Annotated in this window: 23 protein-coding genes; 11 read left to right on the top strand and 12 right to left on the bottom strand. The window is 62.0% G+C overall.

Annotated features, from left to right (window positions below; genetic code table 11):
• Positions 1-2 precede the first annotated feature (2 nt).
• The 3 genes from recG to gntU form a co-directional block, all read right to left on the bottom strand.
• Positions 3-2,072, bottom strand: coding sequence for an ATP-dependent DNA helicase RecG (gene recG / locus FE240_RS00675; RefSeq protein ID WP_193002980.1), 2,070 nt, complete (start codon positions 2,070-2,072; stop codon positions 3-5).
• A 98-nt stretch (positions 2,073-2,170) separates the two neighbouring features.
• The gene (gene pssA / locus FE240_RS00670) at positions 2,171-3,523 is read right to left on the bottom strand and encodes a CDP-diacylglycerol--serine O-phosphatidyltransferase (protein ID WP_193002979.1); all 1,353 of its coding nucleotides are present in this window, start codon (positions 3,521-3,523) and stop codon (positions 2,171-2,173) included.
• 165 nt (positions 3,524-3,688) lie between these two features.
• Positions 3,689-5,029 carry a gluconate transporter gene (gntU, locus tag FE240_RS00665; protein WP_193002978.1) on the bottom strand — a complete coding sequence of 447 codons (1,341 nt, stop codon included), beginning with the start codon at positions 5,027-5,029 and terminating at the stop codon, positions 3,689-3,691.
• Positions 5,030-5,261: 232 nt separating this feature from the next.
• Here gntU and FE240_RS00660 point away from each other — a divergent pair, with 232 nt between their 5' ends.
• The 3 genes from FE240_RS00660 to FE240_RS00650 are packed head-to-tail and all read left to right on the top strand — an operon-like array spanning position 5,262 to position 8,237.
• Positions 5,262-5,771: a gluconokinase gene (locus FE240_RS00660; protein ID WP_193002977.1), complete on the top strand. Its 510-nt coding sequence runs from the start codon at positions 5,262-5,264 to the stop codon at positions 5,769-5,771.
• Positions 5,768-7,564 (top strand): phosphogluconate dehydratase, encoded by a 1,797-nt coding sequence (edd, locus tag FE240_RS00655; protein ID WP_193002976.1) that lies wholly within the window; start codon positions 5,768-5,770, stop codon positions 7,562-7,564. The genes FE240_RS00660 and edd overlap by 4 nt, the downstream gene beginning before the upstream one ends.
• 31 nt (positions 7,565-7,595) lie before the next feature.
• Complete coding sequence (locus FE240_RS00650; RefSeq protein WP_193002975.1) at positions 7,596-8,237, top strand: bifunctional 4-hydroxy-2-oxoglutarate aldolase/2-dehydro-3-deoxy-phosphogluconate aldolase; 642 nt, start codon at positions 7,596-7,598, stop codon at positions 8,235-8,237.
• 49 nt (positions 8,238-8,286) lie between these two features.
• Here the strand turns inward: FE240_RS00650 and FE240_RS00645 are convergent, their stop codons facing one another.
• The 4 genes from FE240_RS00645 to gpmM form a co-directional block, all read right to left on the bottom strand.
• The gene (locus FE240_RS00645) at positions 8,287-9,309 is read right to left on the bottom strand and encodes a substrate-binding domain-containing protein (protein ID WP_193002974.1); all 1,023 of its coding nucleotides are present in this window, start codon (positions 9,307-9,309) and stop codon (positions 8,287-8,289) included.
• Between the two features lie 60 nt (positions 9,310-9,369).
• On the bottom strand, positions 9,370-10,590 hold the full coding sequence (locus FE240_RS00640) for an ammonium transporter (RefSeq protein ID WP_226798918.1): 1,221 nt from the start codon (positions 10,588-10,590) through the stop codon (positions 9,370-9,372).
• 172 nt (positions 10,591-10,762) lie between these two features.
• Entirely contained in the window at positions 10,763-12,052 is a 1,290-nt protein-coding gene (gene envC / locus FE240_RS00635) for a murein hydrolase activator EnvC (RefSeq protein ID WP_193002973.1), read from the bottom strand.
• Positions 12,053-12,061: 9 nt separating this feature from the next.
• Positions 12,062-13,591 carry a 2,3-bisphosphoglycerate-independent phosphoglycerate mutase gene (gene gpmM, locus FE240_RS00630; protein ID WP_193002972.1) on the bottom strand — a complete coding sequence of 510 codons (1,530 nt, stop codon included), beginning with the start codon at positions 13,589-13,591 and terminating at the stop codon, positions 12,062-12,064.
• 207 nt (positions 13,592-13,798) lie between these two features.
• Between gpmM and FE240_RS00625 the strand changes: the two genes are divergently transcribed.
• From FE240_RS00625 to gpsA, 3 genes are read left to right on the top strand one after another with little or no spacing between them, the layout of a single operon-like run.
• Positions 13,799-14,230, top strand: coding sequence for a rhodanese-like domain-containing protein (locus FE240_RS00625; protein WP_193002971.1), 432 nt, complete (start codon positions 13,799-13,801; stop codon positions 14,228-14,230).
• 53 nt (positions 14,231-14,283) lie between these two features.
• Complete coding sequence (secB, locus tag FE240_RS00620) at positions 14,284-14,754, top strand: protein-export chaperone SecB (protein WP_042047079.1); 471 nt, start codon at positions 14,284-14,286, stop codon at positions 14,752-14,754.
• A 1-nt stretch (position 14,755) separates the two neighbouring features.
• Positions 14,756-15,760 carry an NAD(P)H-dependent glycerol-3-phosphate dehydrogenase gene (gene gpsA, locus FE240_RS00615; RefSeq protein WP_193002970.1) on the top strand — a complete coding sequence of 335 codons (1,005 nt, stop codon included), beginning with the start codon at positions 14,756-14,758 and terminating at the stop codon, positions 15,758-15,760.
• Positions 15,761-15,822: 62 nt separating this feature from the next.
• Here gpsA and nfuA read toward each other — a convergent pair whose 3' ends face one another.
• Both nfuA and FE240_RS00605 read right to left on the bottom strand, forming a co-directional pair.
• Complete coding sequence (gene nfuA / locus FE240_RS00610) at positions 15,823-16,401, bottom strand: Fe-S biogenesis protein NfuA (protein WP_193002969.1); 579 nt, start codon at positions 16,399-16,401, stop codon at positions 15,823-15,825.
• A 96-nt stretch (positions 16,402-16,497) separates the two neighbouring features.
• Positions 16,498-17,223: a ComF family protein gene (locus FE240_RS00605; protein WP_193002968.1), complete on the bottom strand. Its 726-nt coding sequence runs from the start codon at positions 17,221-17,223 to the stop codon at positions 16,498-16,500.
• Between the two features lie 39 nt (positions 17,224-17,262).
• On the opposite strand from FE240_RS00605, the gene bioH reads away from it, so the two are divergent.
• The 3 genes from bioH to FE240_RS00590 all read left to right on the top strand — a co-directional run bounded on the left by bioH (position 17,263) and on the right by FE240_RS00590 (position 19,097).
• A complete protein-coding gene (bioH, locus tag FE240_RS00600; protein WP_193002967.1) occupies positions 17,263-18,027 on the top strand; it encodes a pimeloyl-ACP methyl ester esterase BioH in 765 nt (254 codons plus the stop codon).
• A gap of 73 nt (positions 18,028-18,100) precedes the next feature.
• Positions 18,101-18,334 (top strand): flagellar biosynthesis protein FlgE, encoded by a 234-nt coding sequence (locus FE240_RS00595; RefSeq protein WP_193002966.1) that lies wholly within the window; start codon positions 18,101-18,103, stop codon positions 18,332-18,334.
• Between the two features lies 1 nt (position 18,335).
• On the top strand, positions 18,336-19,097 hold the full coding sequence (locus FE240_RS00590) for a putative metalloprotease CJM1_0395 family protein (protein WP_193002965.1): 762 nt from the start codon (positions 18,336-18,338) through the stop codon (positions 19,095-19,097).
• A 692-nt stretch (positions 19,098-19,789) separates the two neighbouring features.
• On the opposite strand, the gene sgrR is transcribed toward FE240_RS00590, so the two are convergent.
• Positions 19,790-21,484, bottom strand: coding sequence for an HTH-type transcriptional regulator SgrR (gene sgrR / locus FE240_RS00585; protein ID WP_193002964.1), 1,695 nt, complete (start codon positions 21,482-21,484; stop codon positions 19,790-19,792).
• A gap of 88 nt (positions 21,485-21,572) precedes the next feature.
• On the opposite strand from sgrR, the gene FE240_RS00580 reads away from it, so the two are divergent.
• Together FE240_RS00580 and FE240_RS00575 are read left to right on the top strand one after the other, a co-directional pair.
• Positions 21,573-21,731, top strand: a complete 159-nt coding sequence (locus tag FE240_RS00580; protein WP_193002963.1) for a hypothetical protein — start codon at positions 21,573-21,575, stop codon at positions 21,729-21,731.
• Between the two features lie 85 nt (positions 21,732-21,816).
• Positions 21,817-23,085: an O-acetylhomoserine aminocarboxypropyltransferase/cysteine synthase family protein gene (locus FE240_RS00575; protein ID WP_193002962.1), complete on the top strand. Its 1,269-nt coding sequence runs from the start codon at positions 21,817-21,819 to the stop codon at positions 23,083-23,085.
• Positions 23,086-23,114: 29 nt separating this feature from the next.
• Here FE240_RS00575 and FE240_RS00570 read toward each other — a convergent pair whose 3' ends face one another.
• Both FE240_RS00570 and FE240_RS00565 read right to left on the bottom strand, forming a co-directional pair.
• Entirely contained in the window at positions 23,115-23,843 is a 729-nt protein-coding gene (locus FE240_RS00570; protein ID WP_193002961.1) for a substrate-binding periplasmic protein, read from the bottom strand.
• A 34-nt stretch (positions 23,844-23,877) separates the two neighbouring features.
• A complete protein-coding gene (locus FE240_RS00565; RefSeq protein ID WP_193002960.1) occupies positions 23,878-25,029 on the bottom strand; it encodes an iron-containing alcohol dehydrogenase in 1,152 nt (383 codons plus the stop codon).
• Between the last annotated feature and the right edge of the window lie 88 nt (positions 25,030-25,117).

Raw genomic sequence — 25,117 nt, 5'->3', positions numbered from 1 at the left:
AGTCAGACGGTGGAGTAGTGTTCCCGCAGCCCCAGCCAGCGGCGGATCAGCGGGTCGACATGAGCGGGGTGCTGATCCATCAGGTAGCGCGCCAGCTTCTGCACCTGGGGGATGAGCGGCTGGTCACGCACCAGATCGGCGATCTTGAGATCGGCCAACCCGGTCTGGCGGGTGCCGAGCAGCTCGCCGGGGCCGCGCAGCTCGAGATCGCGCTGGGCGATGACGAAGCCGTCGTTGGTTTCACGCAGCACCCCGAGCCGGCTCTGGGCCGTCTTGGAGAGGGGGGCGTGGTAGAGCAGCACACAGTGGGAGGCGACCGCCCCCCGCCCGACCCGGCCGCGAAGCTGGTGCAACTGGGCCAGCCCCAGCCGCTCCGGGTTTTCGATGATCATCAGGCTGGCGTTGGGCACGTCCACCCCCACCTCGATGACGGTGGTGGCCACCAGCAGTTGCAGTATGCCGGCCTTGAACTCCTCCATCACCCGCTGCTTCTCGATCGGCCGCATCCGGCCGTGCACCAGCCCGATGTGTAGCCCCGGCAACAGCCGTTGCAACTCGGTTGCCGTCTCTTCAGCGGCCTGGCACTCGAGCACCTCGGACTCCTCGATCAGGGTGCAGACCCAGTAGGCCTGCTTGCCCTCGGTGCAGGCCAGCCGCACCCGCTCGATCACATCCTGACGGCGGCTGTCAGGCACCGCAACCGTGGTGACGGGGGTACGCCCGGGGGGCAGCTCGTCGATGATCGAGGTATCGAGATCGGCATAGGCGGTCATGGCCAGAGTACGCGGGATCGGGGTAGCGGTCATGATGAGCTGGTGCGGATGCACCCCATCGCGCTCCCCTTTCTCGCGCAGGGCCAAACGCTGGTGCACCCCGAAGCGGTGCTGTTCGTCGATGATGACCAGCCCGAGGCGATGGAAGTTGACCTGCTCCTGAAAGATGGCGTGGGTGCCCACCACCATGGCGGCGGAGCCGTCGGCAATCGCCTTGAGCGCCTCTTCACGCGCCTTGCCCTTCTGCTTGCCGGCCAGCCAGCCCACCTGGATGCCAAGGGGCGCCAGCCAGCGGCCGAAGTTGACGGCGTGCTGCTCGGCCAGCAGCTCGGTCGGTGCCATCAGCCCCACCTGATAGCCATTGCCGATCGCCTGCAAGGCCGCCATGGCGGCCACCAGCGTCTTGCCCGAGCCCACGTCCCCCTGCACCAACCGCATCATGGGGTGGCTGCGTTGCAGATCGCGGCTTATCTCCTGCACTACCCTGTGCTGGGCACCGGTCGGCGCGAAGGGGAGCGAGGCGAGCAACGCGTCCACCAACGCAGGGGCCGGCGCCAGGGGTACCGAGGCCTGGGTCTGGGCCTGCTCGCGCACCTTGAGCATCGACAGGTTGTGAGCCAGCAGCTCCTCCATCACCAGCCGGGACTGGGCCGGATGGCGGCCGCTCTCGAGCTGATCGAGGGCCACGTCGGGCGGGGGGCGATGCAGCAGGCGCAGCGCCTGGGCCAGCGAGACCTGAGTCGGGTAGAGACCGGGAGGCAGCAGCTCCTCCACCCCGTGCTCGGCCAGCAGTAGCAGCGCCTGATCGGTGAGGCCGCGCAGGGTGAGCTGGCGCAGCCCCTCTGTGGTGGGATAGACGGGGGTGAGGGCCTCTTCGGTCTGGCCGGCCTGCTCCTCCCCCAGCAGCTTGTACTCGGGGTGGATGATCTCAAGGCCGAACTTGCCGGGGCGGATCTCGCCGAAGCAACGGATCAGGCGCCCGGCGGTGAGGCTGTTTTTCTGGGCGGCAGTGAAGTTGAAAAAACGCAGCGTGATGGTGCCACTGCCGTCGCTGACGCGGCACACCAGCATCCGCTTGCGCCCCATCACCAACTGGTTGTCCTGGATCTCCCCTTCCACCGCACAGGTGGTGCCGGGCAGCAGATCGCCGATGGGCCACACCTTGGTGCGATCCTCATAGCGGTGCGGCAGGTGAAACAGCAGGTCCTGGACCGTGGCCAGACCCAGCCGCTCCAGTTTCTCCTGCATCTTGCCGCCCACGCCCTTCAGGCTGTCCAGCGGGATTTTATCCAATTTCATCAACCAGATGCCCGACAGTACTGTAAATACGTCCAGATAATAACAAAGGCCTCCCGAAAACGGGAGGCCTTTGGGACAGGGCTTAGGTCAGCGCTGCGTCAGATGATGCGCTTGAGCAGCAGGTGGGCCTTCACCCTGTGGATACGGGCCATCAGGCGACGCACCTGTTCCGGATAGTCGCTGATCTGCTCCACCTGGCTGAAACTGGCCACCCGTTTGGTGTGCTGCAAAATGCATTCGCGTTCACGTTCAAAACGCTCGGACAGCAGATGCTGGGCATCTTTGAGCAGCAGCCCGTTCTCCAGATCCAGTGACCAGGCGCGCGGATTGAGGTTGTTGCCAGTCAGCAGCACCCACTCGCCACCATCGACGAAGATCCCCTTGAGGTGATAGGAGTGGCGCTCATGGCGCCACAGCATCAGGTTGAGCAGACCGCTGTCGATGTGATGCTGGTTGCGCTGGGCAAACTTGCGCAGGTTGGCCTCATACAGATAAGGCAGCCCGCCGATGGTGGAGAACTTCTCCTCGGGCGGGATGTAGAAGTCGTTGGCGGTCTTGTCGCCCACCACGATCGTCACCTTGCGGCCATGGCGCAACAGCCCCTCGATATCGCGGGCCAGCTCCTTGGGCAGGTTGAAATAGGGGGTGCAGATGAAGATCTCGCGCTCGCAGCTGCGCACCAGATTGCGGATCATCCGGTTGAGCTGGTTGTTGCGCTTGCCAAGCCCCACCAGCGGGGTAACGGCAAACTCATGCTCCAGCGGCAGGCTGGAGTTGAAGTAGTAATGGCTGCGCGCCAGCTGCCCCTTGAAGCGGCGGATGCTCCCCTTGAGCTGCTTGGCGGTCGGGATCGCCGGCTTGTCGAGCCGCTGCACCGCATCGCTGGCGAGGAAGTAGTCATCCACGTAACGCACCATGGCGGTAGCCAGTTCCTGGCTCTCGATCTGGTGGTAGCGATCGTAGCGGTAACGCTCCTGCTGATAGAGGTAGACGTCGTTGAGGCTGGCCCCCGAATAGAGCACGGTATCGTCGAACACGAAGCCCTTGAGGTGCAGCACCCCGAGCAGTTCGCGTCCCTTGACCGGCACGCCATAGATCTCGATGTGCTCCGCGTGTTCGGCAGCCCTGGCCTGGTAAAGCTGGTGGTTTCCCCCCTGCTTGCCCTTGCCAATAAGCCCGCGCTGGGCACGGTGGAAGTCGACAAACACCTTGATGTCGAGGTCGGGATTACGCGCCTTGGCGGCGTAGAGGGCATCGAGGATCTCGCGGCCTGCTTCGTCATCTTGCAGGTAGAGGGCCACCAGATAGATGCGCTGGCGCGCCGTGGCGATGAGATCGAGGATGCGCGGCTTGAAATCTTTGGCGCTGTAGAGCACGTCAAAATGATCGGCGCCCACGGCGATCTTGGGCAAGCGATCGAGCTGCTGTCGATAATGTGCCGGTAAATGCATAGAGAAACCTGAAATCACTGCGTTACGCGTTCCACTCGAAGCGGGGAATGGGCAATTCTAGCAACCTGCGCCGGCAGGCCCAAGCAGGAATCATCACAAAAGTGGCAAATACGCAAAGGCCCCGCTGCTGGCGGGGCCTTTGCTTCGTCAGATCCTAGCCGTCTCTTACAGGAAGCTGTAGATGATCATGGCCATGATACCGCCGGTGGTACCGATGATGGTCTCCATCACGGTCCAGGTCTGCAGGGTCTGTTTCTCCGTCAGGCCAAGGTAGCGGTTAGCCAGCCAGAAACCGGAGTCGTTGACGTGAGAGAGCACGATGGCACCCCCACCGATGGCCACGGTGACGGCGGCCAACTGGGCGCCGTTCAGGCCAAGCGGCTCGAGCATCGGCAGCACCAGACCACAGGCGGTCAGCATGGCCACGGTGGCAGAGCCCTGGATCACGCGCACCGCTGCCGCCAGGATGAAGGCCAGCGCCACCACCGGCAGGCCGGAGTCGGCCAGCATGTTGCCAAGGGCCGAGCCGACACCGGAGTCCACCAGCACCTGCTTGAACACGCCACCAGCACCAGTCACCAGGATGATGACGCCAGCAGGCTGAATGGCACTGCCACAGACGTTCATCACCTCATCACGGGAGAGGCCACGACGAATGCCGAGCAAGTAGAACGCGGCCAAGCAGGCCACCAGGATGGCGGTGAAAGGGTGACCGATGAACTCGAGCCAGTTGTGCAGGGTCGAACCGGCTTCAACAAAGCGGCTCACAATGGTCTTGAGGCCAATCAGCAGCAGCGGCAGGCCGATGAGCCCCATGGCCAGCCCGAAAGAGGGCAGGTTGTCGCCGTGGTCATGAATGCTGTTCTGGGCATCTTCCGGCAGCGGCACATCCACAATTTTGCTGATGAAAGAGCTGAAAAGGGGGCCCGCCAGGATCAGGGCTGGCACAGAGGCAATCAGACCGAACAGGATCATGTAGCCAAAGTCAGCCCCCAGTTGCGAAGCAACCAAGATCGGGCCCGGCGCCGGGATGAGGAACGCCTGACAGGTAGCGATACCGGCCAGCAGCGCGATACCAATCTTGACAACGGTACCGCCACCGCGACGAACAATGGCGAAGGCCACGCCGATCAGCAGTACCACGGCCACGTCGAAAAAGAGCGGGAGCGCACAGACGAAACCGGTCAACGCCATGGCCCAGCTCGCGCGGTGGGCGCCGAACTTGCCAAGCAGGGTCTGGGCCACCCGATCGAGGGCACCGGTGACTTCCATCACCTTGCCGAACATGGCGCCAAGGGCCACCACCACGGCGACGAAGCCGAGAGTGCCACCCATCCCCTTCTGGATGGTGTTGGCAATGTCGGCAGGGTTCATGCCGGCGGCAAGGCCCGCCACCATGGAGACCAGGATGAGCGAGACGACCGCGTGCAGGCGCGCCTTCATCACCAAGAACAGCAGCAGCACGATGGAGCCGGCCGCCGTCATGATCAGAGACATATCGGACATTGAATTGCGTTCCTTATACCAGGTTATTGGCCATGATAGCCGTCAGCTACTCTGAGTCCCTACCGGTTCGATCCGGGAAGGCCAGCCTGTAGAGGAGGGACGGTCATGAGCGATGTCACTCTGTGGGAGACTTCACACTTCTAACTGTTACCGGTAACATGTTACCGGTAACGTGATAAGTTAGAACCCATTCAACTGATGTTTTTTTTAAAATTGAGATAGAGGTCAAACAATGGCGGGAAAGAGCATTATCGTGATGGGTGTCTCCGGTAGCGGTAAATCTTCTGTAGGAGAGAAAATTGCCCAGATGATCGGCGCCAAGTTTATTGACGGAGACGACCTGCACCCGCGTGCCAATATCCAGAAGATGGCCGGCGGCAACCCGCTCAACGATGAGGACCGCGCCCCCTGGCTCGAACGCATCCGCGATGCCGCCTACAGCCTCGAGCACAAGAACGAAGTCGGGGTCATCGTCTGCTCCGCCCTCAAGCGCCAGTACCGTGACCAGATCCGTGACGGCAACAGCACGGTGCGTTTCCTGTTTCTCGATGGCGACTACGATCTCATTCTCGAACGCATGAAGGCCCGCAAGGGGCACTTCATGAAGGAATCCATGCTGAAGAGCCAGTTTGACACCCTGGAACGACCGGAAGGCGAAGTCGGGGTCATTCGTATCGATATCGACTGCTGCTTCGATGAAGTGGTAGAACGAGCCGTTCACGCCCTGGAGGCCCACTCATGATCCATCCCATCATTGCGCAGGTGACTGCGCGTATCCGCGAACGTAGCCAGGCCCGCCGCGCGGCCTATCTTGCCCGTGTCGAGCAGATGGCTGCCGCCGGCAAGACCCGCGCCGCTCTGGCCTGTGGCAACCTGGCCCACGCCGTCGCCGCCTGTGGCAACGACGAGAAGGGGCGCATCCTCGACATGACCCGCGCCAACGTCGGTATCGTCACCGCCTACAACGACATGCTGAGCGCCCACCAGCCTTACCAAGGCTACCCGGACATCATCAAGGCGGCGCTGGCCGAGCTGGGCCACAGCGCCCAGGTAGCCGGCGGCGTGCCGGCCATGTGTGACGGCGTGACCCAGGGCCAGCCGGGGATGGACATGTCGCTGTTCTCGCGTGATCTCATCGCCCAGGCCACCGCCCTCTCGCTCTCCCACAATACCTTCGACGCCACCCTGCTGCTCGGCGTGTGCGACAAGATAGCCCCGGGCCAGCTGATGGGGGCCCTCTCCCACGGCCACCTGCCGACCGCCTTCGTGCCGGCCGGCCCGATGGCCAGCGGTATCAGCAACGACGAGAAGGTGAAGGTTCGCCAGCAGTACGCCGCCGGCGAAGTAGGCCGTGACGCCCTGTTGCAGATGGAGTGCGGCGCCTACCACGCGCCCGGCACCTGCACCTTCTACGGCACCGCCAACACCAACCAACTGGTGTTCGAGGCGATGGGCCTGATGCTGCCGGGTTCGGCCTTCGTCCATCCCCACAGCGAACTGCGCCATGCGCTTACCCGTGAAGCCGCCCAGCGCATCAGCGCCATGGTGGGGGGCTCCAGCCAGTTCCGCCCGCTGGCCGAAGTGCTCGACGAGCGCAGCCTGGTCAACGGTCTGGTGGCCCTGCTCGCCTCCGGCGGCAGCACCAACCACAGCATCCACATGGTGGCCATCGCCCGTCAGGCCGGCCTCATCATGACCTGGGATGATCTCAGCGATCTCTCTGACGTGGTGCCGCTGCTGGTACGCATGTACCCGAACGGCCCGGCCGATGTGAACGCCTTTGAAGAGGCCGGCTCCGTACCGGGCCTGCTGCGTCGTCTGGCCGAGCAGAAGCTGCTGCACATGGACGCCACCCCGGTGTTCGGCACCATGGCCGACTACCTCAAGCGTCCGCATCTGGAAAACGGCAAGCTGGTCTGGGAAACCGTCGGCGAAAGCAGCAACCCGGAAGTCCTGGCCCTCTCTGGCGCCCAGTTCCAGGTCAGCGGTGGTACCAAGGTGCTTGAAGGCAACCTGGGTCGCGCCGTGATCAAGGTCTCCGCCGTGGCTCCTGAATACCGTCTGGTCGAGGCCCCGGCCCGGGTCTTCTCCTCCCAGCACGCGGTCGAAGCCGCCTATAAGGCGGGTGAGCTGAATCAGGACGCCATCATCGTCGTGCGTCACAACGGCCCTGCCGCCAACGGCATGCCCGAGCTGCACAAGCTGATGCCGGTGCTCGGCAACCTGCAAAAGGCCGGTCACAAGGTGGCGCTGGTCACCGACGGCCGCCTCTCCGGCGCTTCGGGCAAGATCCCGGCCGCCATCCACGTTACCCCGGAAGCCCTGCATGGCGGCGCCATCGGCCTGCTGCGCGACGGCGACCTGCTGCGTCTGGATGCGGATCAGGGTAGCTTGATGTGCTTGAGCGATCTGACTGGCCGCGAGCCGGCGGCCATCGATCTCCGCGCCGAGCAGGAAGGCTGGGGTCGTGAACTGTTTGGCGTGATGCGTCGCGCCGTGTCCAGCGCCGAATGTGGCGCCACCATCTTCGAGTAAGCCGCCATTAGGCAGCAATAAGGAAACCACCATGAAAAACTGGAAAGTCTCCCCCGCCGAGGTGTTCGCCGCCTCCCCCGTCGTGCCCGTCATGGTCATCTCCGATCTGGAGCAGGCCATCCCGATGGCTCAGGCCCTGCTGGCTGGCGGCATCTCGGTCTTCGAGATCACCCTGCGTACCCCGGTAGCCCTGGCCGCCATCGAGCGCATCGCCAAGGCGATGCCTGAAGCCATGGTCGGTGCTGGCACCGTCATCAATGCCGAGCAATACGACGCCGCCGTTGCCGCCGGTGCCCGCTTCGTCATCTCTCCGGGTATGACTCCGGCACTGCTGGCCCACGCCGCCAAGGGGACGGTTCCGCTCATCCCCGGTCTGGCCACTGCCTCCGAAGTGATGCAGGCGCTGGAAGCCGGTTACGATCACATCAAGTTCTTCCCGGCCGAAGCCAACGGCGGCACCAAGGCGCTGGCCGCCATCACTGCGCCGCTCTCCCAGGTGCGGGTCTGCCCCACCGGCGGTATTGGTCCGAAGAATGTGGCCGACTACCTGGCCCTCAAGTGCGTCGCCACCGTAGGCGGCTCTTGGATGCTGCCGGCCGATGCCATCAAGGCCGGTAACTGGGACGAGGTGACCCGTCTCTCCCGCGAGGCCGTCGCCCTGACTCAGCGCTGATCGCCGCTGCACCAATGCCAACAGGCCACCCTCTGGGTGGCCTGTTTTTTTATGTGAGCGCCCTTTCGCCGAGGCTCTCCCCTTCAAACAGGGTGAAGCCGATGTCATGTATTTGCCGCGTCACCGTTTGTCCGGCCAGGCGGGCCAACAGCAGGGTCGCCGCCTCACAGCCAATGGCCTCGCGCGGAGTGACGATGCTGGCCAGTTGTGGCGAGATGGCTCGCCCTATGTTGAGGGCGTTGACCCCGGCCACCGCGATCTGCTGGGGCACAGGTATGCCGCGCGCCTGGGCCCTCAGTATCACCCCCACCGCCATGTCATCGTTGGTGCAGAACAGGCCGTTGAGATCCGGCCAGCGCGCCAGCGCCTGATCGAGCAGATCGCCCCCCAGGGTGAAGGTGGAGGCATCGCCGGTCAGCAGGTGACGCCCCTCCAGCCCGGCCGCCTGCATCGCATCGTAATACCCCTCCATCCGCAACCGGGTACGCACGTCCAGCCGCGCCCCCAGATAGACACTGCGCGTGCGCCCACGCGCCAGCATGGCCTCGGTCATGGCGCGAGCGGCAGCCCGGTGATCCATCCCCACCACCATGTCGATGGGCTCCTCGGGAAAGTCCATGATCTCCACCACCGGAATGCCGGCGGTGGCGATCATCTTGCGGGTGCGCTCGGTGTGCTGGCTGTCAGAGAGGATCAAGCCATCGACGTGGTAGGAGAGCAGGGAAGCCACCTGCTCCTCTTCACGAGCCGGATCATACCCATAGTGGGCCAGCAGGGTCTGGTAGCCGGCAGGGCGGGTCACCGACTCGATGCCGCGCACCACTGCTGAGAAGACCTGGTTGGAAAGCGAAGGGATCAGGATGCCGATGGCTCGACTGGTGGCGTTGGAGAGGATGTCGGGCGCCCGGTTCGGGATGTAACCGAGCGCCTCGACCGCCTCGGCGATCCGCTCACGAGTACCCTCGGCCACCGCGTCCGGATCGCGCAGATAACGGCTGACCGTCATCTTGGTCACGCCAACCCGATCGGCGATGTCCTGAAGCGTCGGGCGGCGTTTGCGAGTGTCGTTCATGGGGGATCCTGCGGGGAATGTTACCTGTAACATACCCGTTTTACCCTCCCAAGTCAGCCGTCAGATGGGCGCCTTGTCGCGGTTAGTGGCCGCAATGTGATGGATGGCGAGATCGGCACCGATGAACTCCTCCTCCTCGCTCAATCGCAACCCCACCAGCCACTTCATCATGCCATACACCAGCAGGCCGCCGAGCAGGGCCACGACGATGCCGAGCAGGGTGCCCAGCACTTGGCTCATCAGGCTCACCCCACCCATCCCCCCGAGATAGGTGTGGCCGAAGAGGCCAGCGGCGATGCCGCCCCAGGCGCCGCACAGGCCGTGCAGCGGCCACACGCCGAGCACGTCGTCGAGCTGCGGCAGGCGACGCTGCAACCAGGTGAAGGCCCCGATGAAGATGGCACCGGCCACTCCGCCCACCAGCAGGGCACTGATGGGATGCATCAGATCGGAACCGGCGCACACCGCCACCAACCCCGCCAGCGGGCCGTTGTGGATGAAGCCGGGGTCATTACGGCCAAGCAGCATGGCCACCAGGGTCCCCCCCACCATGGCCATCAGTGAGTTAAGCGCCACCAGACCGCTGATGCTGCCGAGCTTCTGAGCCGACATGACGTTGAAACCGAACCAGCCGACGGTGAGGATCCAGGCGCCCAGGGCCAGCATCGGAATGTTGGAGGGGGCAAAACCCACCGCATGGCCGCCACGGATGCGTCCCTTACGCATGCCAAGCAGCGCCACCGCCACCAGAGCAATCCAGCCGCCGATCGCATGCACCACGACGGAGCCGGCGAAGTCGTGAAAAGGGGCACCGAAGTGGTGCTCAAGCCAGCGCTGTACCCCGTAGTTGCCGTTCCAGGCGATCCCTTCAAACAGGGGATAGACCAGCCCCACCGTCAGGCCGGAGCAGAGCAGCATGGGGTAGAAGCGCGCCCGCTCGGCGATACCGCCGCTGATGATGGCCGGGATGGCGGCGGCAAAGGTGAGCAGGAAGAAGAATTTGACCAACTGATAACCCTGCCCCGCCGACAGGGTCGGGGCATCAACCAAGAAGGTGTGACCGTAGGCAATCCAGTAGCCGAAGAAGAAATAGGCCAGAGTCGAGATGCCAAAATCGGTGATGATCTTGACCAGGGCGTTGACCTGATTCTTGCTGCGTACTGTGCCTAGCTCCAGAAAGGCAAAGCCGGAATGCATGGCGAGCACCATGATGGCGCCGCCGAGCACAAACAGGGTGTCCGCGCTCTGGGTGAGCATGGCGATTGCGTTGGTGTCCTGCACTGTGTGTCTCCATCCTGAATCGTTGTTATGTGCCGCGCGGGGCGCGGTGAACTGCAGGGGGGTCACAGAGCAGGAGTCGTGCCAGCAAAAAGGGCCCGATTTGCGGGCCCTTGATACGTGCAACGAGTCATGATGGGGCGCCAGTTTTGTGCGTGGCACCAGAAAGGGGCAATCAGCCGCCGCGGCCCAGCCAGCGGGTGGGGTTGATGGCTTCCCCTTGATAGCGGATTTCGAAGTAGAGGCCGGTCTGCTCCTGACCGCCGCTATTGCCGACCAACGCCACCGGCTCCCCCTGCTCCACCTGCTGGCCGACCTGGCGCAGCAGCGACTGGTTGTGGCCGTAGAGGCTCATGTAGCCCTTGCCGTGATCGACCACCAGCAACATGCCGAAGCCATCGAGCCAGTCGGCGTAGACCACCTTGCCGGGGGCGACTGCTTTGACTTGGGAGCCTTCGGGCGCCCCTATCAGGGTGCCCTTCCATTTCAGCTCGGCAGTACGGCGCGAGCCGTAGGCGATGAGGATCGGCCCCTGCACCGGCCAGCGCAGGGCCCGGCTGGTGCTTAAGCCTGAGCTGTAGCGCCGGGTCTGCGCCTCGGCTTGGGCCAGCTCTTGTTGCTGGCGGCGGGCGAGCTGACGGTCTTCCTCTCGCTTGGCCTTCTCGGCCTGCTTGCGCAGCCGCTCCTGCTCCGCCTTGAGTTTGGCGATGCGCTGGCGCTCGCGCCGCTCGGCCTCTTCCTGTTGCTTGCGCAGCGCCTCGAGACGCGCCTTGAGCTTCTGCTCCGACTTGACCAGCTGATTTAGCTTGGCTTCGTCGCTTTGCACGTCTTTTTGCAATTCACGCCGGGTCTTCTCACGCGCCTGCTGACTGGCCAGCAGGCTCTGGTGTTGCTGCTTCTGATCGTCCAGCAGTGCCTGTTGGCGAGCCAGCGTCTGCTCACTCGCCTGCTGGTTGGCGGTAATTTTCTGCTGGGTGGCGCGCAAAGACTCGATGGCCTCGATGCGGGCCTTGTTCAGATAGTCGTAGAAATCGAGGGTGCGGCTGAGGCGGTTGGGGTCCTGCTGATTGAGCAGCACCTTGAGGTAATCGTGTTCGCCGGAGCGAAAAGCGCTCTCGGCCTGTTTGGCTAGCAGGGCCTTCTGCTTAGTGGCCTGGGACTCCAGCTCCACCTTCTCCTTGGCCAGCTCCTGGATGCGCGCCTCGCTCTGTTTGAGCTGATTGCGCGTCTCATCGAGTTTGGCGGCGGCACTCGACACCACCATCTCGTCCTGCTTGAGCTGGGCGGCGAGCTTGGCCAGCTCCTGCTTGCCGAGTCTGACGGTCTGCTGCTGCGCCTTGATCTGCCCCTGTACTTTCCCCAGCTCACTACTGGGAGCGGCACTGGCAGACAGGCAATAAAACAGCGCGCCGGCCAGAAGGCCGACGCGATGTAACTGTTTTGAAATCAAGACACGTCCCCGCATGGGGAGGAATTATTTCAAAATCATCAGGGGCTTGCCAGTCATTTCCGGCGGCACAGGCAGACCCATCAGAGTCAGCATGGTGGGGGCCAGATCGGACAGTTTGCCACCTTCGAGCGCCTCGGCCTTGCGACCGAAGTAGATGAGCGGTACCGGCAGGTTGGTGTGCGCGGTGTGCGCCTGACCTGTGGTCTCATCCATCATCTTCTCGGCGTTGCCGTGGTCGGCGGTGATGAGGCACTCGCCACCCACTTCAGCCAGGGCCTCGGTGACGCGACCGATGCAGTGGTCAACGGCTTCACAGGCCTTGACGGCGGCGTCGAACACACCGGTGTGGCCAACCATGTCGCCATTCGGGTAGTTACAGATGATGGTGTCGTACTTGCCGCTCTTGATGGCCGCCACCAGCTTGTCGGTCAGCTCTTCGGAGCTCATCTCCGGCTGCAAGTCATAAGTTGCAACCTTGGGACTGGCCACGATTTCGCGGTCTTCGCCGGTGAAGCAGGCCTCTTCGCCACCGTTGAAGAAGAAGGTGACGTGAGCGTACTTCTCGGTCTCAGAGATGCGCAGCTGGGTCTTGCCCTGCTTGGCCAGCCACTCACCCAGGGTGTTGACCAGGGCGGTCGGCGGGTAGGCACAGGCAGTTTTGATGTCGGCCGCATACTCGGTCAGCATCACGAAGTTCAGCGCCGGGGTGGCGGCACGGGCAAACCCGGTGAAGTCGCTATCAACGAAGGCACGGGTGATTTCACGGGCACGGTCGGCACGGAAGTTCATGAAGATGAGGGCATCGCCATCTTCCATCGGTGCGGCGTCGCCGATGCGAGTGGCCTTGACGAACTCGTCGTTCTCGTCGCGGGCATAGGCGGCAGCCAGCGCTTCGGTCGCAGAGGCGGCAGTGAATTCGCCCTTGCCCTGAGTCATCAGGTCATAGGCCTGCTGCACGCGATCCCAGCGGTTGTCGCGATCCATGGCGTAGTAACGGCCGATCATGGAGGCGAAACGACCCTTGCCGAGTTCGGCAAACTTGGCGTCGAACAGCTCGATGGAAGATTGGGCAGAGCGCGGCGGTACGTCACGGCCGTCGAGGAAGGCGTGGAAGTAGATCTTCTCGGCGCCACGCTTGGCGGCCATCTCGATCATGCCGAGGATGTGCTCTTCGTGGCTGTGAACGCCACCCGGGGACATCAGGCCCATGATGTGCACGGCCTTGCCCTTGGTCACGGCGGCGTCGACGGCCTTAGCCAGCTCGACGTTGTCGAAGAAGGTGCCTTCTTGGATGTCTTTGGAGATGCGGGTCAGCTCCTGATAGACGACACGACCGGCACCGATGTTGGTGTGACCCACTTCGGAGTTACCCATCTGGCCATCGGGCAGGCCAACGTCCAGGCCGGAGCCGGAGATGAGGGTGCTGGTGTAATCACGGGCGAGACGATCCAGGTTCGGGGTCTTGGCGGCAGCAACGGCGTTATACGCGGTTTTATCGCTATAGCCCCAACCGTCCATGATGATCAGAACCAGAGGTTTTTTGGCTGTTGACATAAAGCTATGTCCTCTCGGATTGGAATGAAATGCAGGAAGCTGAACTGGCCGTAATATTACTACATCTGCCGAAATAGTCACCTGATCTGCCGCCAGGACACTCCCCTCCGATGCGAGCTGGCTCTCGCTTTGCCCCACGGATGGCTGATATTCACAGCGCCCCCATGTATACTCGAGCCCTTGTCCCGGATTTGGATTGTAGGAAGGATGCAAGAGTATCTTGATTTCGCGGCCAACAACCCGCTGCTGACCGCAGCCTGGTTTGGCCTGGCTGGCACGCTGATCTACACCACCATGCGCGCCCGCTTCTCTCCCATAAAAGCAGTCAATAACCATGCAGCAACCATGCTGATCAACCGCGAGAACGCCGTCGTGGTCGACATCCGGACCATCGATGAATTCGGTCGTGGCCATCTAGCCGGTGCGCACAACCTCATCATGAGCCAAATCCAGGAGAACAACCTGGGCCAGGTTGAAAAGCACAAGGATGACCCCATTATCGTGGTATGCGAAACCGGCATGAGCGCCAATGCCGCCGCACGGGCCCTGCACAAGCATGGCTTCAAGCGGGTATACACCCTGGCGGGTGGCATGGCTCAGTGGCGCGCCGACAATCTGCCGGTCACCAAGAAGCGCTGATCACCCCGGGGCGAATTCGCCCCGTTTTTTCTGAACTCAAGGAATCAATCGACATGGCTGAAGCAATCAACAATCAGGAAGTCCAACCGGAATTCAACATCCAGCGCATCTACGTCAAAGACGTCTCCTTCGAAGCGCCGAATACCCCGCTCGTGTTCCAAAAAGAGTGGCAACCGGAAGTAGGTCTGGACATGGATACCAAGACCAACCTGCTGGCTGACAGCATCTATGAAGTGGTGCTGACCCTGACCGTGACCTGCAAGCTGGGTGATGAGACCGCCTTCCTGTGCGAAGTACATCAGGCCGGTATCTTCACCATCGGCAACCTGCCCGAGCAACAGCTGGCACACTGCCTGGCTGCCTTCTGCCCGAACATCCTGTTCCCGTATGCCCGTGAAACCGTGGCTTCCATGGTCAACCGCGGCTCCTTCCCGCAACTGAACCTGGCACCGGTTAACTTCGACGCCCTGTTCGCCCAGCATGTGGCCCAATTGCAGGCCCAGCAGGCTACTGCGGACGCTTAAGATGAGTGACAAGGCTGTAATCTCGGTCTTGGGGGCGGGGTCTTATGGCACCGCCCTTGCCATTTCTTTAGCCCGCAACGGCCACCCCACCCTGCTGTGGGGCCATGAGGCCGCCCATGTGGCCGAGCTAGAGCGGGATCGCTGCAACACGGCATTTCTGCCGGATGTGCCGTTTCCCGATGCGCTGCAACTGACCTCCGATTTGCAAGCGGCGGTGCAGGCGGCCCCTGTATTGCTGTTGGTCGTGCCGAGCCATGTCTTTGGCGATGTGCTGACCCGCCTCAAACCCTTCCTGCGCCCCGACAGCCGCATCGCCTGGGCCACCAAGGGGCTCGAGCCGGATAGCGGCCGCCTGCTGCAAGAGGTAGCCCGCGAGATCCTGGGTGAAACGATACCGCTGGCCGTCATCTCGGGGCCGACCTTCGCCCGCGAGCTGGCTGCTGGCATGCCGACCGCCATCTCGGTCGCTGCCACCCATGATGATTTCGCCGAGGATCTCTCGCACCTATTGCACTGTGACCGCTCGTTCCGGGTCTATACCAATCCAGACTTCGTTGGATTGCAGCTCGGTGGCGCGGTGAAGAATGTCATCGCCATCGGCGCCGGCCTCTCCGATGGGCTGGGCTTCGGAGCCAATGCGCGCACTGCCCTCATCACCCGCGGTCTGGTCGAGATGCAGCGACTGGGGCTGGCCCTTGGCGCCGACGCCAAGACCTTCATGGGCATGGCCGGATTGGGCGATCTGGTGCTCACCTGCACCGACAACCAGTCGCGCAACCGTCGCTTCGGCCTGGCGCTTGGCGCCGGCAAGGCGGTCGACACCGCCATGAACGAGATTGGCCAGGTGGTGGAAGGCTATCGCAACACCAAGGAGGTGCATCTGCTGGCGGCCCGCTGCGGCGTCGAGATGCCGATCTGCGAGCAGATCTACAAGGTGCTCTATGAAGGTAAAGACCCGAAAGCCGCCGCCATCGCGCTGCTCTCTCGGGACAAGAAGGACGAGTGATCGCCCGCCTCCCCATGCAAAAGGCCCCGCCAACTGGCGGGGCCTTTTTGTTACCAACCACATCAATAGTAGGAGTGGTCACCACGCTGGTGCTCGGTGGCGTCCTTGACCCCTTTGAGCTCGTCTGGGAACTTCTCTAACAGCTGCTTCTCGATCCCCTCTTTCAAGGTGTAATCGACCATGGAGCAGCCGTTGCAGCCACCACCGAATTGCAGGATGGCAAAACCATCTTCGGTCAGCTCGGTCAAGGTGACTTTGCCGCCGTGGCCGGCCAGCATGGGGTTCACCTCTGAGAGCAGCACATACTCGATGCGCTCAACCAGAGGGGCATCGTCGCTCACCTTGCGCATCTTGGCGTTGGGGGCCTTCAGGGTCAGCTGGGAGCCCATCTGGTCGGTGACAAAATCGATGCTGGCATCTTCCAGGAAGGGGGCGCTGAGCGGATCAATCAGAGTATCGAAACCAGAAAACGGCAGATGCTGATCATCCGGGTCAACTGCGTCGGGAGGGCAGTAAGAGACACCGCATTCGGCGTTCGGCGTACCGGGATTGACGACAAACACCCGGATGTTGGTACCTTCCGGTTGTTTCTCCAGCAGCTTGCGAAAATGAGCCTGGGCGGCTTCGGAAATAGTGATCATCACTGTCCTCATAAACCTGAGCAAATGGCTAGGGTATTGATGATACTCCTCTTGTTTGGCGATGGGTAGCGACGCGATGCAGGGGGCAAAGTCACATCACCTTAGGTGCCGCTGCGTACGGCAAAGCGCCCATACCTCGACCCGCGCCACCCCGCTATTTAATAGCAACCGGGCCAGCTGCCCCGCCGTCGCGCCGGTGGTCACCACATCATCGAGCAAGGCAACATGCTGGTAATGATGGGAGCGAACCGCAAAGGCCCCTCTCAAATTGCGTCGCCGCGTGCCGGCACTGAGCCGGCTCTGCTGCGGGGTGTGACGAATGCGACGCAGCAATGAGCCATCTACCGGAATACCGGTGCACCTCCCGACCTCTCTGGCCAACTCTTCGGCCTGATTGAAACCCCGTTGCAAACGCCGCCACCAGTGTATGGGCACCGGGATCAGTACTTCGGGCGGGTCACCGAGATCGAGATGATCGGACAGCAACTGAGCCAACACGGGGGCAAGCTGCCACTGCCGGGAATATTTGAAGCGGGACACCAGTACCGGCCAGGGGGCGCGATAGTCGCCGATCACCTGCAAGCGCTGCCACGGAGGAGGGCGACGTTGACAGCGGCCGCACAATAACCGATCCAGAGGCACCAGCTCCGGCAGAGGCGCCGCACAGCCGTGACAATGGCGCCCTTCCTGCCGGAGTGCCATTCGACAATACGAGCAGAGCAGTGCCTCCTCACTCGGTTGACGACAGAGCAGGCAGTCTCCGCACCAATCATGTGGCTCCCCTAGCAACCCTCTTGCTTTCGCCAGCCAGCCCTTTACCATGCGGCACCATCCCATGGTGGCAACAGGACTTGAGTGTAGATGAGCATCGCGGTCGAACGGATGGGGCAGGGCCCCGAACTGGTACTGCTCCACGGCTGGGGCATGAACGGCGCGGTATGGCACGGGGTTGCTCCGGAACTTGCCCGCCATTACCACCTGCACATCCTCGATCTGCCTGGTTTCGGCGCCTCCTCTGTGCCCGACACATGCGACTACACCCTTCCCTGGCTGGCCGATGCGGTGAGCCAGGTCATTCCCGAACGAGCGACCCTGCTCGGTTGGTCGCTGGGGGGGCTGGTTGCCAGCCAGTTAGCCCTGACCCGCCCAGAACGCGTTGAACGCCTCATCACCGTCGCCAGCTCCCCCTGCTTCATGTCCAAAGAGGAGTGGCCGGGCATTGCCCCCAAGGTGTTGCACGGTTTCCAGCACATGTTGCAAGGCGACTTCATGCAAACCATTGAGCGCTTCCTCGCCATTCAGGCCATGGGCAGTGAGCATGCCCGTAATGATATTCGCCAACTGCGCCACTGGTTGGCACAAAGGCCCCAACCCTCCCCCCTTGCGCTGGCCGCGGGGCTGAAACTGCTGGAAACCGTCGACCTGCGTGAAGCCATGCACAACTGGCAAGGGGAGTGGTTACGCATCTATGGCCGCCTCGACTCACTGGTCCCCAAGTCGGTCATTCCCCTGCTTGATGAGCGCTACCCGACCAGCCACAGCCGAGTATTTGACAAAGCCTCCCATGCCCCTTTCATCTCCCACCCACATGATTTTGTCGAGCTACTGGCGGGTCTGAAAGGATAATAAATAACCAGCACGCTTTAATTCTTTCAGGCCGTGATGGATAATTGTGCCATCTAGCCAGAGGAGAGAGAGCATGCGCATCGATTCAGCCATGACATCGGGTGTGATGGGCTACCAAAGAGCCGAGCAACGGGTGGCAGAGTCATCCGATGCCATCGCACGACTCAATACTCCGGAAGGTGACAAGATCAATGTCACCGACGAGCTGATCAATCTTAACGTCGGAGAGCTCGAAGCCGGTGCCAACGCCAAGGTGATCAAGACCGCCAGCGATATGATGGGGACGCTGATCGACATCCGGGTGTGACATGAACATCACAACCCCCTCCCCCTACCTCCCCCCCAACAATCTCTACGTCCCCACCGAGTCGGCCCAGCGTGATAATCGCCGGGCCGAGCTGATCCCACAGGTCCAGCAGGCGACCCCCCAGGAAAAACAGCAGGCGGCGACCCAAGAGCGCCAAGAAGGTGCTCGGCAGGCGATACAGGAACCCTCTACACCGACGCGGGAGGCGCGTGAACAACCCGCAGCCCAGACCACCTCCCGCAGCCATCCTGATGGGCGATCTTCCCAGCAAGGACAGGAGCGGGGCTCTCAGGAGGATGAAAGACGGGATCCCGCACAAGAGAAGCTGCTGCGGCAACTACAGCAACGGGATAAAGAAGTCCGCGAGCACGAACAGGCCCATCAGCGCCAAGGAGGAAGTTATGCGGGCACACCAAGTTATGACATGACAAGAGGGCCGGACGGTGCAAGCTATGCGACCGGAGGCACAGTACGCATCGACACCTCGGCAGTCATCGGTGATCCCGAGGCCACCATCACCAAGATGCAGCAAGTACAGCGGGCCGCCCTCGCCCCCATCTCCCCCTCCTCACAGGATTTCGCCGTGGCCAGCAAGGCCGCTCGAGTGGAGCAACAAGCCCGTGAGGAGCATCAGCAACGCAACATCCTCCAGCTCTCCGGCGGGGCTCTCGACAGCTATTTACAGCAGCGTGGCGCCATCATCGCCGGGCACTATCGGCGTTCCGTCCTTCCCCAGTCAGCCAATGAACTGGCGCAAGCATAACCATATAAATCATATAGTTAACATCAACCCCTTCCATTTTTAGTATTTTTAAAAACTTTTTTCCTGATACAGCGGAACTTTGCCTGCGTTGTGCTGACTAACTTTACACTTGAGGAAGTGCTAGTAAGTCACCTTTGTACATACCCCGGGAATCCCCCGGGGTCTTTTTTATCTAATTGAATATTAATGAAAATATTTTCAGTCACGTTTTGTGAAATTAAGTTACAAAAATAACTTTCATTTTCGATGGGCGTGATGTACATTTTGCTGCGTAGGGTACAGAGGTAAGATGTTCTATCTTTCAGACCTTTTATTTCACGTAATTGAATGTGGCTGAATAGCAGCCCCGAAGAGTCTCTCTTCGGGGCGATTTTTTATTCGCCATCTAGAGCAAATACTTTAAAAAGCTATCTTGGGTGTTATAATTCTTAAGTTTCTTGAGCGCAGCCTCCGCTTGCCCTCAGGATTCAGCTTCTTTCAAATTTTTATGCATATGCTAATGACCGGAGCCTGCACCCAAGGCTGCGGTCTTTTTTTGTTACCGGCCTCATATGAAATTCACTTACATAACCCGTAATTAAAAACGCCTTCAATGAAACGTAGTAACGACTCAAGCCAAAAAACCTAATTCTTAAAAAAGTTTATTTATTCGAATAAAAAACCAATATATATAATTAACGCACTCCATCATGCTAGTCATCCCCGCCATTATCCGGTTTTAACCAGGCATGTCGGAAATCAAACCAACCCAGTGCGGTCATGCGCAAGCCGTGTACCCCACTGCGACTCTCCAACTCCAGCCAGTGATGAAACAGTGGCAGGAAGCGGGACTCACTCTGTCGCTGTCGCAGCCACTGCCGAGGGCCTGGGCGTGCCCCCTGGCTACGCCAGTCAGACAACTGAGCCCATAGTGGGTCAAGGCTGTTCCATGCGGCCCGCAGTAAAGGCACCCCCTGCAACCAGGAATAGGCGGCAAAATCCCTGTCGTGCTCCAAATTGACGGTTCCCAGCCAGAGATCCACATCCTCATCCTCCCCCCTGGCCCAGCGGGAATAGTCGAGTTCCCGCAACTCAAGGGCAACCCCATGGGATGCCAGTAACCCGGCCATCGCCCCGGCCAACTCACGAAACTCCAGATGCTGATTGAAACAGGCCACCACCAGCCGAGGTGGCAACGTCGCTGGCCGCGCCACCTCGGCCGGCAGGGGCAGATCCCGCCAATGTGGCAGCAACCCCAGCGCCGGCGTGAGAATTTGTTGCAGCTCGCGCGCCATGCCCGCCATCAACGCAATGGGATCGAGTGTGGCCGCCAGCCAGTGGCGCAATGACTCATCCCGCAACCAGAGGGAGCGATCATCGCTCAACAGGAAATAGCAGCCCGCCTCCAGACCCGACTCCGCCCGGCGTTGCCCCAGATCGGCACGCTCCGGAGCCAGGCGCAGCTGGCACGTCAACCGCTCGGCCAACTTGGGCAACATCCAGATGTCAATTTCATCGAGCAAGGCCCGCAACCCGAAATAGTCATCGAACGCCTCCAACTGCAGACGCTGCGGGTCGTTACGCACTACCCGATATGGGCCGCAGCCAACCGGTTGTAGGGCAAAATCAGGCAGGCTGCGCCACTCGCGCGGCAGGATCAGCGCCTGGGCCTCACACAGCAGTTGCAGCAGCCAGGGGTCAGGTTCACGTAAGTAGATATCAACCGTACGGGGCGAGATCGCCTCGACTCGCTCCAGATGCTGAAAAAGGGGATAACTCGAGAGTGAGCCAAGCGACTCACAGACATCTTCCGCCTGCAACTGGCGGCCATGCTGGAAACGTACCGCTGGGCGCAGGTAGAAGCGCCAGCGCCGTGCCTCCAACTGCTCCCAGTGGTGGGCGAGTTCAGGTTCGATTTCCCCATTTTCCTCATTTCTGCGTACTAGCCCGCTGAAAATCTGCCGCACCAGATGCACCTCGGAGCGGCGCAGGGGCACATCCGGTACCAGATAAGGCAGAGGGCGGTAATAGGGCACCCGCAGGATCTGGCGCCCCCCAGGTGCCGAACAGCGAGAATGAGCCAGCAGGTGTGGCAGCAGTTGCTCGGTGCGCCCTTGGACCAAGTGCAACGCCTGCTCCAGTTTTCCCTCGGCCACCAGTGCCGCCAACTGCTGTTGCCGCATCTGCTGCTGGTTACGCCGCAGGGTGAGCTTGGCCCGGTGGCCACGTCCGGCGGAGGCCTGCCAGCACAACCAGCCGGCCTGCTCCATACGCCGTAGCAGCAGGCGGGCATTACGTGGCGTGCAGCAGAGTAAAGCGGCTAACTCAGGCAGAGTCAGCTCCGCCTCACCAGTGGGCAACAGCTGTGACAGGCGGGTGAAGTGGAGATAAAGACGTTCGCTCGGCATAAATAAGGAAATCCATCTGTGAAATTACTTCCGTTTTAACTTCCTTATTTTAGACCAATACTGATGCCAACCAAGAGGAGGAACGACCATGACACCGACTAACCCCCTTCCCTTCTGGCGTCGCTACTTCAAGATCATCGGCGCCAGACTGCACGCCACACCGAGCGATCCGGCTCAATACCTGACCCACCTGATGCAGTGGGACCTCTCCTGGGTCGATGAAGAGGAGTATCGCCAGCGGATGTAAGGGCTTTGCCGGAAGCCGTGGTTTACAGAGAGAGGTCATCAGCATAAAGTAGACGTCTATCCGTCCAAAGAATAAGGAATGTTCCATGAAAGACGCGACCCTGGCCCTACATCACGGTTTTTCCAGCGATCCGGCGACCAAGTCGGTAGCCGTTCCCATCTATCAGACGGTTGCCTATGAGTTCGAGAGCGCGCAACACGGGGCCGACCTCTTCAATCTGGCGGTCCCCGGCAATATCTACACCCGCATCATGAACCCCACCAACGATGTGCTGGAACAGCGGCTGGCCGCTCTTGAAGGGGGCGTCGCCGCCCTGGCAGTCTCGGCTGGCTCGGCGGCCATCACCTATGCCATCCAGGCCCTGGCCAGGGTCGGCGATAACATCGTCTCCACGCCCCAGCTCTATGGCGGCACCTACACCCTGTTCGCCCACATGCTGCCGAGTCAGGGTATTGAGGTACGCTTCGCCCGCGACGACAGCGCCGACGCCATCGGCGAGCTGATCGACGAGCACACCAAGGCGGTCTACTGCGAGAGCATCGGCAACCCGGCCGGTAACATCGTCGATATCGGCGCCCTGGCCAGGGTGGCTCACGCCAAGGGAGTCCCCCTCATCGTCGACAACACGGTCGCCACCCCGGTGCTGTGCAAACCGATCCAGCATGGCGCCGACATCGTCGTGCACAGCCTCACCAAGTACGTGGGCGGCCACGGTACCTCGCTCGGCGGCATCGTTGTCGATGGCGGCACCTTCCCCTGGCGCGAACACGCCGAGCGCTTCCCCCAACTGACCCAGCCCGAGCCCTCCTACCATGGCGTGGTCTACACCGAGGCGTTCGGGGCCGCCGCCTTCATCGGCCGGGTGCGCACCGTGCCGCTGCGCAACACGGGGGCGGCCCTCTCACCCTTCAACGCCTTCCAGATCCTGCAAGGGCTCGAAACCCTGAGCCTGCGCATGGAGCGCCACGTCGACAACGCGCTGCGGGTCGCCCACCACCTCAAGCAGCACCCCAAGGTGGCCTGGGTCAGTTATGCGGGCCTGCCGGAGCATCCCCACTACCCGCTGGCCGAGCAATACATGGACGGTCGCCCTTCGGCGCTGCTCTCATTCGGTCTCAAGGAGGGATACGAAGCGGGCGTGCGCTTCTACGATGCGCTGAAGATCTTCAAGCGCCTGGTGAATATCGGTGATGCCAAGTCACTGGCCTGCCACCCGGCCTCGACCACCCACCGCCAGCTCAGTGAAGAGGAGCAGCGCAAGGCAGGGGTGAAACCGGAGATGATCCGCCTTTCTGTCGGGATCGAAGACATCGGCGATCTGCTGGCCGATCTGGATCAGGCGCTGCAAGCCTGAGTCGTTGCGGGGGGCGCCAGCCTCCCGCCTTACTCGAGCCACTCCTGTTGCAGGCGGGCCAGCGCACCATCTAGGCGCATGCCCTCCAGTGCCTCTTGCAGTTGCCGGGCCAGCTCGGGATCGCTGCGACGATTGAGCGCGAAATAGTATTCGTAGTCATGGTTATAGACAGAGACCGGCGCCAGCAACGCAGGATCCTTGCCCAGCCTGCGCATCTGAAAGCGCACCTCGGCCTCGGGGGCGGCGATCAGATCGACTCGTCGCAGCAACAGCATCTGGAACTTGTCCTCCTCCCGATTGACCGTACGCAGTACAAACCCCTCTTTCTCCAATTGCTCGCGATAGGCCGAGCTACGCACCACCCCCACCCGCCACTGCTGGCGATCTTGATCATCTTCCCACACCACCTCAGGGCGATTGCGCAACCGCCAGAACCAGATGGTGTGGGAGCCGGTGATAGGGCCAATCCAGAAGAAGAGCGACTCCCGCTCGGGGATGCGGGCGGTCGAGAAGATCAGGGTGTCGGGGGTGTGCAGCGCCAACTGATAGGCGCGGGCCCATGGCAACAGACGCACGCCGGGCGGATCCAGCGTCAGGTGGCTGCGAGCCAGCAGCTCACCCAGCACGGCCACGGAGAAACCACTGACCTGACCCTCCGGAGTCTGCCAGTTATAGGGGGGCTTGTCCTCCGTCACCGCCTGCAACGCTTGGGCAGAGCCCAGCCAGAGCAGGCATAGCGCTGCCGCCCACACTCTCATCCCCACCACCCCCCCTTGTCCACCCGGAATCTCCCTACCGTGCCCGAGCCAACACCCGGGCCACCCGATCCGGATCAAGATCGCCGTGTTCGCCCAGCATCGTCAACCCAAAATGGCGCAAATTGGAGCATACGGCTGTAATGCACGCATCGTGCAAACCGTAATCGCTGAGGCAGGTTGCCACCCCCATCTGCTGAAAGAAGGCCTCGATATGCTGGATACACGCCTCGCTCAGCGCCGCGCTCTCCTGCTGCGGGAGTTGCCAGACCCGCCGGCCCAACTGGCAGAGCTTCTCCTGCTTGGCCGTCGCCTGCTCGCGCAGCAGCGAAGGGAGCACCACGGCCAGGCTCTGGGCATGGTCCAGCCCATAGAGCGCGGTGAGCTGATGGCCGATGGCATGGGTCGACCAATCCTGCGGCACACCACGACCAATAAGACCGTTGAGCGCCAGCGAGGCGGCCCACATCAGGTTGGCCCGCACCGGGTAGTTATCGGGCTCGCTCAGGGCGCGCGGCCCATTGTCGATGAGGGCCAGCAGCAGCCCCTCGGCGAGGCGATCCTGCACATCGGCCTGCACCGGATAGGTGAGGTACTGCTCGAGGATATGCACGAAGGCATCCACCACGCCGTTGCCCACCTGACGCGCCGGCAGGCTGAAGGTGACGGCCGGATCGAGCACCGCAAAGCGCGGCTGCAAATGGGGGCTGCGAAACGACAGCTTGGCCGCCCCCCGGCTGATCACCGCCACCGGGTTGCTCTCCGAGCCAGTGGCCGGCAGAGTCAGCACACAGCCGAGCGGTAGCGCCCCTTCGACGGGCACCTTGTCGGCCAGCAAGGCCCAAGGATCGTCCCCCTGAAACGGCGCGGCGGCGGACACGAACTTGGCGCCATCCAGCACCGATCCTCCCCCCACGGCGAGCAGAAAGTCGATGCGCTCACGGCGCACCAGTTCGACCGCCTGCATCAGAGTATCATAGTCGGGATTGGCGCCGATACCGGAGAACTCGAACCAGTCGCGCCCGGCCAGCGCCTCGCAGACCTGCGCATAAACGCCGTTACGCTTGATGCTGCCACCGCCATAGAGCAGCAACAGACGGGCTTTGGCCGGCAGTAGCGTGCGGATGGCCGCAATCTCACCCCGCCCGAAGCAGATCTGGGTCGGATTGGCGTAGTGGAAGTTGTGCATGTGCCCCCCTTGAATCTCGGGGCATTGTGCCCCCGCCGCCGGAGCGGGTCAAAACAGGCCGCTGTCGACACCGGCCAGAGAGGGAAGA

The sequence above is a fragment of the Aeromonas simiae genome, from assembly GCF_014892695.1.
Classification (GTDB): domain Bacteria; phylum Pseudomonadota; class Gammaproteobacteria; order Enterobacterales; family Aeromonadaceae; genus Aeromonas; species Aeromonas simiae.
Note: the sequence above shows the minus strand (reverse complement) of the source record. Positions and strands in the feature narration are given on the sequence as shown.